5 protein-coding genes and 1 pseudogene are annotated in these 7,857 nt (G+C 33.3%); 5 read left to right on the top strand and 1 reads right to left on the bottom strand.

What is annotated here, in order from left to right; translation table 11 throughout:
• Nucleotides 1–492: 492 nt before the first annotated feature.
• The 5 genes from V5784_RS05935 (at nt 493) to V5784_RS05955 (ending at nt 5,938) form a co-directional block, all read left to right on the top strand.
• The gene (locus V5784_RS05935; protein ID WP_336888123.1) at nt 493–2,016 is read left to right on the top strand and encodes a glutathione ABC transporter substrate-binding protein; all 1,524 of its coding nucleotides are present in this window, start codon (nt 493–495) and stop codon (nt 2,014–2,016) included.
• A 77-nt stretch (nt 2,017–2,093) separates the two neighbouring features.
• Nucleotides 2,094–3,020, top strand: a complete 927-nt coding sequence (nikB, locus tag V5784_RS05940) for a nickel ABC transporter permease (RefSeq protein WP_336888124.1) — start codon at nt 2,094–2,096, stop codon at nt 3,018–3,020.
• 15 nt (nt 3,021–3,035) lie between these two features.
• On the top strand, nt 3,036–3,947 hold the full coding sequence (locus V5784_RS05945) for an ABC transporter permease (protein ID WP_336888125.1): 912 nt from the start codon (nt 3,036–3,038) through the stop codon (nt 3,945–3,947).
• Nucleotides 3,948–3,973: 26 nt separating this feature from the next.
• Entirely contained in the window at nt 3,974–4,957 is a 984-nt protein-coding gene (locus V5784_RS05950; RefSeq protein ID WP_336888126.1) for an ABC transporter ATP-binding protein, read from the top strand.
• A 12-nt stretch (nt 4,958–4,969) separates the two neighbouring features.
• The gene (locus V5784_RS05955; protein WP_336888127.1) at nt 4,970–5,938 is read left to right on the top strand and encodes an oligopeptide/dipeptide ABC transporter ATP-binding protein; all 969 of its coding nucleotides are present in this window, start codon (nt 4,970–4,972) and stop codon (nt 5,936–5,938) included.
• 69 nt (nt 5,939–6,007) lie between these two features.
• Here the strand turns inward: V5784_RS05955 and ptsG are convergent.
• Nucleotides 6,008–7,485, bottom strand: a pseudogene (gene ptsG, locus V5784_RS05960) (glucose-specific PTS transporter subunit IIBC).
• Nucleotides 7,486–7,857 lie beyond the last annotated feature (372 nt).

Here is a 7,857-nt window from a genome sequence, read left to right on the forward strand (position 1 = left end):
ATTACTCCTCTTTTTATAAAAGTTTTACATTAATTTTTAGAGTTTACACAAAACTTGCAACAGCCCCGCTAAGGTATATTTTAGTACTCAAAAAATTGCTTAAGTTTTTTCATAAACTGTTTGACAAACACGACCACCATATATAACGTAAAATTTCTTGTGGAACTCTAAGAAATAAAATAAAAAATTAAAATAAATTTTGATTTTGATTTTTTTAAAGGTAAACTTTAATTATAAAAAAGTTTTGTGTAAAAAATAACATTTGTATTGAATTTTGATTATTATGATTTTTTTTTATTCATATAAAATTAAGTTATAAGTGTTTTTTTTAGTACTTTATTCTGTGAAAGTTTCATAGGTGCGGTATTGATGCAAAAAAGTGAGAACACAAAACACAAAACTTTATTTTTAGTTGACAAGTTTGGAGAATAGAAGTAACATTATCTTAGAAAGAGCTTAAAAGAATAAGATAATAATAGGGGGTAAGAAAATATGAAAAAAGTTTTATTATTAATTTCATCATTGGTTGTCTTGTTGACATTAACAGCTTGTGGTGGTGGGGAAAAAGAAACGAAGATAAAAGATACTTTAGTGGTAGCTCAAGGGGCCGATGCCAAATCACTGGATCCGCATGCTTCAAATGACCAACCATCGTCTAGAGTAACATCACAAATTTATGATGGTTTAGTATCAACTGATGGAGATATGAACATCATACCTGCACTTGCTGAATCATGGGAGCAACCAAACTCTACAACAACTATCTTCCACTTAAGAAAGGGAGTTAAGTTTCATAACGGAGAGGAATTAAAAGCATCAGACGTTAAATTCACTATTGAAGGGATGTTAGCTTCTCCTCAAACGCATCATATTGTAGAGGCTGTGGACAAAATTGAAGTTGTAGATGATTATACAGTGAAGATAATCACAAAAGAACCATTTGGACCATTATTACATCATTTAGCACATACAGCATCAGCTATCTTAAATGAAAAAGCTGTTACTAAATTTGGAGATGACTACGGACAACATCCAGTAGGAACAGGACCATATAAATTTGTAAAATGGGATTCTGGAGATAAAATTGTATTGGTTGCGAATGAAGATTATTTCTTAGGAGCTCCTAAGGTTAAAAATGTAATCTTTAGAAATATAACTGAAGGGACTAATAGAACTATCAGTTTAGAAACTGGTGAAGTAGATATCGCATATGACATCGAACCTATCGATAAAAATCAAGTTAAAGGTAACGAAAACTTAGAATTAGTGGAACAAGAATCACTATCTATGGATTATATTGGATTTAACCTCAGTAAAGCACCATTTGATAATAAATTAGTTAGACAAGCTATTGGACATGCAATCGACGTAGAGATCCTTATCGATGTAGTATTAGACGGTGCTGGAATAAAAGCAAATTCACCTATCGGTCCAAAAGTATTTGGTTATAGTAAAAATTCAAAATCATATGAATATAATCCAGAATTAGCTAAGAAGTTATTAGTTGAAGCAGGATATCCAAATGGATTCAAAACTACAATCTGGACAAATGACAATCCAGTAAGATTACAAATTGCAACTATTGTACAAGATCAATTAAAGCAAGTAGGAATAGATATGGCAGTAGAACCAGTAGAATGGGGAGCTTATTTAGATGGAACTGCAAGAGGAGATCATGAGATGTTTATCTTAGGTTGGGGAAGTAATACAGCAGATGCTGACTATGGATTAAATGCTTTATTCAATACTGCAAATATTGGTGGAGCTGGAAACAGATCTTTCTATTCAAATAAAGACGTAGATAAGTGGTTAGATGAGGCTAAATCATCTGTAGATCCACAAAAGAGAATTGAAATATATGCAAAAATTCAAGATCAATTAATGGAAGACTTACCGATAGATCCATTATTTTACAAAACTATGAATGCTGGTATCAATAAAGATGTAAAAGGATTTAAATTAAACCCTGCAGGGCATCATAGAATCTACGGAGTGTACTTTGATCAACAAAAATAATCTTGATTACCCTCTGAAATAATTAATTTTAGAGGGTAATTTTTTTAAGAAATAAATATAAAAATTGGGGAGGAAACATGCATAAGTATATATTTAAAAGAATATTATTATTGATACCTGTATTATTGGGTGTATCATTTTTAGTATTTTCAATAATGTCATTTACACCTGGAGATCCGGCACAACTTATTTTGGGAGAAAGTGCTCCTAAAGCACAAGTGTTAGCACTTAGAGAAGAGATGGGATTAAATGATCCATTCTTCATGCAATATGGGAAATTTGTTTTAAATGCAGTACAAGGAGATTTTGGAAGATCATATACAAGTGGAAGAGAGGTATTTGGAGAAATATTCCAAAGATTTCCAAATACATTGATCTTAGCTATTATAGGTGTTATTATCGCCATATTAATAGGTATTCCAGTGGGGATTATATCAGCAACAAAACAATATTCAATTATGGATAGTACCAGTATGATAGCTGCTCTTTTAGGTGTAGCAATGCCAAACTTCTGGTTAGGACTTATGCTGATTTTATTTTTCTCAGTGGGATTAGGATGGCTGCCATCAGGTGGATTTGGAGGATGGAAAAGTTTGATCCTTCCATCTATTACGCTAGGAACAGGAGCCGCAGCGATAATTACTCGTATGACTAGATCATCTATGTTAGAAGTAATCAGACAAGATTATATTAGAACAGCCAGAGCCAAGGGTGTTAGTGAGAAAAAAGTTATCAACAGACATGCTCTTAAAAATGCATTAATTCCAGTAATCACAGTTGTAGGATTACAATTTGGATACCTATTAGGTGGAGCTGTACTTACAGAAACAGTTTATTCTTGGCCAGGAGTGGGAAGAATGATGGTAGAAGCTATTAGAAGTAAGGATACACCAATTGTATTAGCAGCTGTTTTATTCCTTGCAACAACATTTTCAGTAGTAAATCTATTTGTAGATATCTTATATGGATTTGTAGACCCTAGGGTAAAATCTCAATATAAATAAAAGGAGGATTTAATTATGTCAGAAGTACTAAACAGTGAAAATATAGAGAAAATTTCTTCTGTTGAAACTGTAAATAAAAAAAGAAGTCAATTGGCTGAAGTATGGAGAAGATTGAAGAAAAATAAAATGGCTATGGTCGGCCTTGCAATTTTAGGAGTAATAGTATTTTTAGCTATTTTTGCAGATGTGATTGCACCATATGATAGTGTAGCAATCAAGCAAAATTTAAGGGATAGATTACAAGGTCCAAGTGGAGCACATATTTTTGGAACAGACGAATATGGTAGAGATATGTTTGCTAGACTTATTCATGGTGCTCGTGTATCACTACAAGTTGGAGTCTTAGCTGTTGGAATTTCTATACTTATTGGTGGGACATTAGGAGCAGTAGCTGGTTATTATGGTGGGAAGCTAGACAACATTATCATGAGAATAATGGATGTTTTCCTTGCAGTACCTAGTATCTTATTAGCTATTGCGATCGTTTCGGCACTGGGAGCAAACTTATTTAATCTTATGCTTGCAATCAGTATATCTTCAGTTCCTGGATACGCAAGAATTGTAAGAGCATCTGTAATCTCAATAAGAGACCAGGAGTTTGTAGAAGCTGCCAAAGCCATTGGAGCCGATGATTTTAGAATTATATCAAAACATATTATACCAAATGCACTTGCTCCAGTAATTGTTCAAGGAACACTAGGAGTAGCAGGGGCAATACTTTCTACAGCCGGGCTTAGTTTTATAGGGATGGGTATTCAGCCACCTGCACCAGAGTGGGGAGCGATGCTTTCTGGAGGTAGACAATACCTAAGATATGCACCTCATGTAACGACTATTCCAGGTATAGCGATAGTAATTACTATCCTAGCTTTAAACTTAGTTGGAGACGGGCTTAGAGACGCATTAGATCCAAGATTAAAATCATAATTAAATAAAAAAAGGAGATACACTTTATGAGTGATAAATTATTAAATATAAAAAATCTTAGTATTGAATATACAACTGAAGATGGAGTAGTAAAAGCAGTAAATGGTATCAATTTAGATTTAAAAGAAGGGGAAACATTAGGTCTAGTAGGAGAAACAGGAGCAGGGAAAACTACTACGGCTTTAGGGATAATGAGATTGATCCCGAATCCTCCAGGGAAAATTACAGGAGGAAGTATTGAATTTGAAGGAAGGGATCTATTGTCACTTTCTGAAGGTGATATGAGAGGAATCAGAGGAAATAAAATATCTATGATATTCCAAGATCCAATGACTTCATTAAATCCAGTATTAAGTGTCGGAGAGCAGATATCAGAAGTAATCTTAATTCACCAAGATATAAATCTTGAAACAGCAATTGATAAAGCTAAAGAGATGCTAGAATTAGTAGGTATTCCAGGAGAAAGATATAATGATTATCCTCATCAATTTTCTGGTGGAATGAAACAGAGAGTAGTAATTGCAATAGCTCTTGCATGTAATCCAAAATTACTCATAGCAGATGAACCTACAACAGCCTTAGATGTTACTATACAAGCTCAAGTTTTAGATCTTATGAATAACTTAAAGGAAAAATTTAAAACAGCTATGCTTATGATTACACATGATTTAGGTGTAGTAGCCCAAGTTTGTGATAAAGTAGCTATAATGTATGGTGGAGAAATCATAGAATATGGAAAGATAGAAAATATATTTGAATCTACAAAACATCCATATACAAAGGGGTTATTTGGCTCTATACCAAGTTTAGATAGTGATGCTACGAGACTTAGCCCAATCAAGGGAACTATGCCAGATCCAACTAATTTACCTTCTGGATGTTCATTTCATCCTAGATGTGACAGAGCAAAAAGTATTTGTTCTGACAGAGTGCCTAAACATACAAATATTGACGGACACAAAATTAAATGTCTGATGTTTGAAGAAGACGTCAAACAAAAATGGATATAGGGAGGAATAAAAATGGCAGATAAAATATTAGAAGTAAGAAATTTAAAAAAACATTTTAAAACTCCTAAAGGAATGTTGCATGCAGTAGATGGTCTAAATTTTTCTATAGAGAAAGGTAAAACTCTAGGGATAGTAGGAGAGTCTGGCTGTGGTAAATCCACAACTGGAAGAGTAATCCTAAGATTATTAGAGGCTACAGATGGGGATATTTTTTTTGAAGGTCAAAATATAAGGGAATTTGATAAAAATCAAATGAGAAAATTAAGAAAAGATATGCAAATAATTTTCCAAGACCCGTTTGCTTCTTTAAATCCTAGAATGACTGTAAGTGAGATCATAGGAGAACCATTAATTATCCATAAATTAATTAAGAACAAGAAGGAATTAAGTGAAAAAGTGAAAGAATTGATGGACTTAGTAGGATTAAGTCAGAGATTATTAAATACATATCCCCATGAATTAGATGGTGGAAGAAGACAAAGAATTGGGATAGCTCGTGCATTGTCACTAAATCCAAAATTTATTGTCTGTGATGAACCTGTATCAGCATTAGATGTATCTATCCAAGCTCAAGTTTTAAATCTTATGCAGGATCTACAAGCAAAATTAGGTTTAACTTTTATGTTTATTACTCATGATCTGTCTGTAGTTAAGCATTTTTCAGATGATATTGCAGTAATGTATTTAGGTCAATTAGTAGAAAAAGCACCATCTACTGTACTCTTTAAAAACCCTAGACATCCATATACAAAAGCTTTACTTTCTGCTATTCCAGTAGCAAGTTTAAAGCATAAGATGGATAGGATTGAATTACACGGAGAGATAACTTCTCCAATCAATCCAGAGGAAGGTTGTAGATTTGCAAAGAGATGTGCATATGTAAGACCTGAATGTAGTCATGGAGATCCTGTATTGAATGAAATTTCAGATGGACATTATGTTGCATGTCATCTGGTAGATAACTTAGTTCAAAATAAATAGAATTAAAAATCCAAAAAAAAATAGAGATATAAAAAAGGTTCATATGAACCCTTTTTATATCTCTATAATTTACATTTCCTTTAGATCTTGTGCTATAAATTGAGCCTTAGCTCCAAAGATCGCTTGAACACCGTTTGTACCAACTTTTAGTATTCCTGAAGCGCCTAATCTCTTTAACTCTTTGTCATTTACTGCATTTACATCTTTAACTTCTAATCTAAGCCTTGTAATACAAGCATCGATTGTAACTAAGTTACCTTTACCACCTAGCGCAGCCATAACTAAGATAGATAGTTCTCTTCCGCTTACTTTAACTTCTTCTTCTAATTCTTCATCTTCTCTACCTGGAGTTTTAAGATCAAACTTTCTGATAACAGCTCTAAATAGGAAGTAATAAACAATAGCTAACACTAACCCTACAGCTATTACCATATACCAGTTATTGTCAAAGTCTCCTCTAATTCCTGGTAAAACCCCGAATAAAATATAGTCGATAGCGCCACCGGAGAAAGTCATACCGATTCTAACATTTAACATATTCATTACCATAAATGAAGTCGCTGCGATTTCACAATGAATACCATATAAAACTGGTGCTACGAATAAGAATGCAAATTCAATTGGTTCAGTTATACCTGTTAAAAATGATGTTAACGCTGCTGAGAATAAGATACCTCCAGCTAACTTTCTTTTTTCAGGTTTAGCCTCATGGTACATAGCTAATGCTGCTGCTGGTAATCCAAACATCATGAATGGGAATTTACCAGTCATAAATTTACCTGCACCTACATAGGTATCTGATGAAAAATTTCTAATACCATCATTAAACATTGCAAACCAAATTCTATTATCTCCTTGAATTAATTGACCAGCGGCATTTGTATATTCACCGAATTGGAACCAGAATGGAGAATAGAAGATATGATGTAATCCGAATGGAATTAAAGCTCTTTCTATTAGACCAAATATAAATGTTGATAAGTTTGAGTTATTAGGATCATTGGCTATCATAGATAATGATTCTAATCCACCTTGAATTGGTTGCCAGATGTAAGACATTATCATACCAACGATAAATTCTACGACAGCTGCCATGATAGGAACTAATCTTTTACCTGCAAAGAATCCTAAAAATGGTGGTAATTCTGTTTTGTGGAACTTATTATACATGGTAGCTCCGATAATACCTGCAATAAGACCACCAAATACACCAGTTTGAAGTGTAGGTGTACCAAGAACTAAAGTAAATGCTTTATTCCCTGCTTCTACTCCTGCTGCTGCACCAGTTAAACTACCCATAGTAACATTCATAATGAGCATAGCGACAATACCTGCTAAACCAGCGACTCCATCTCCACCTGCTAAACCTATTGCTGCTCCTACTGCAAATAGCAATGGTAGATTCCCAAATATAACATCACCGGCATTCTTCATTAATGGTAATCCGCATGTGCTCCTACTGCTAAGAATATACCAGCTGCTGGTAATATTGCGATAGGCGTCATCAATGCTTTCCCGACTCTGGATAATTGTGCAAACATTTTCATCTTTATTCCTCCTAGGTTATATATTTTAGTGATAATATACATGTACAAATTTAAACTTGTTTTCCTTTGGAGAGAGTAAAAATATTACATTTTCAATATTTAAAATGCATACATATGATTTGTTATCAAATGCTTTTATAAATGGAACTCTAGAATAAAATAAGGAGATAACTAAATTTGTCAGATTTTTAGAAAAAGATATTATAAATATTTTCAAAGGCGGTGAGTCTTCTCAAGCACACCACCACATATTTTCAAGGAAAACTTCATTTGCAGTAAAATAATTTAATACTTTTCGCGGTCTATTTCTAATTCTTTCTACAGTTCTTTCTAACTCATCATCTGGTATTTCTGAAAAAACTGTTCCCTTTG

This window comes from Psychrilyobacter sp. (genome assembly GCF_037132775.1).
Lineage (GTDB): Bacteria > Fusobacteriota > Fusobacteriia > Fusobacteriales > Fusobacteriaceae > Psychrilyobacter.

Bases quoted from the DNA above. Each gene is read 5' to 3' on its own strand.
- V5784_RS05935 (WP_336888123.1), top strand. From the start codon at position 493: ATGAAAAAAGTTTTATTATTAATTTCATCATTGGTTGTCTTGTTGACA.
- nikB (WP_336888124.1), top strand. From the start codon at position 2,094: ATGCATAAGTATATATTTAAAAGAATATTATTATTGATACCTGTATTA.
- V5784_RS05945 (WP_336888125.1), top strand. From the start codon at position 3,036: ATGTCAGAAGTACTAAACAGTGAAAATATAGAGAAAATTTCTTCTGTT.
- V5784_RS05950 (WP_336888126.1), top strand. From the start codon at position 3,974: ATGAGTGATAAATTATTAAATATAAAAAATCTTAGTATTGAATATACA.
- V5784_RS05955 (WP_336888127.1), top strand. From the start codon at position 4,970: ATGGCAGATAAAATATTAGAAGTAAGAAATTTAAAAAAACATTTTAAA.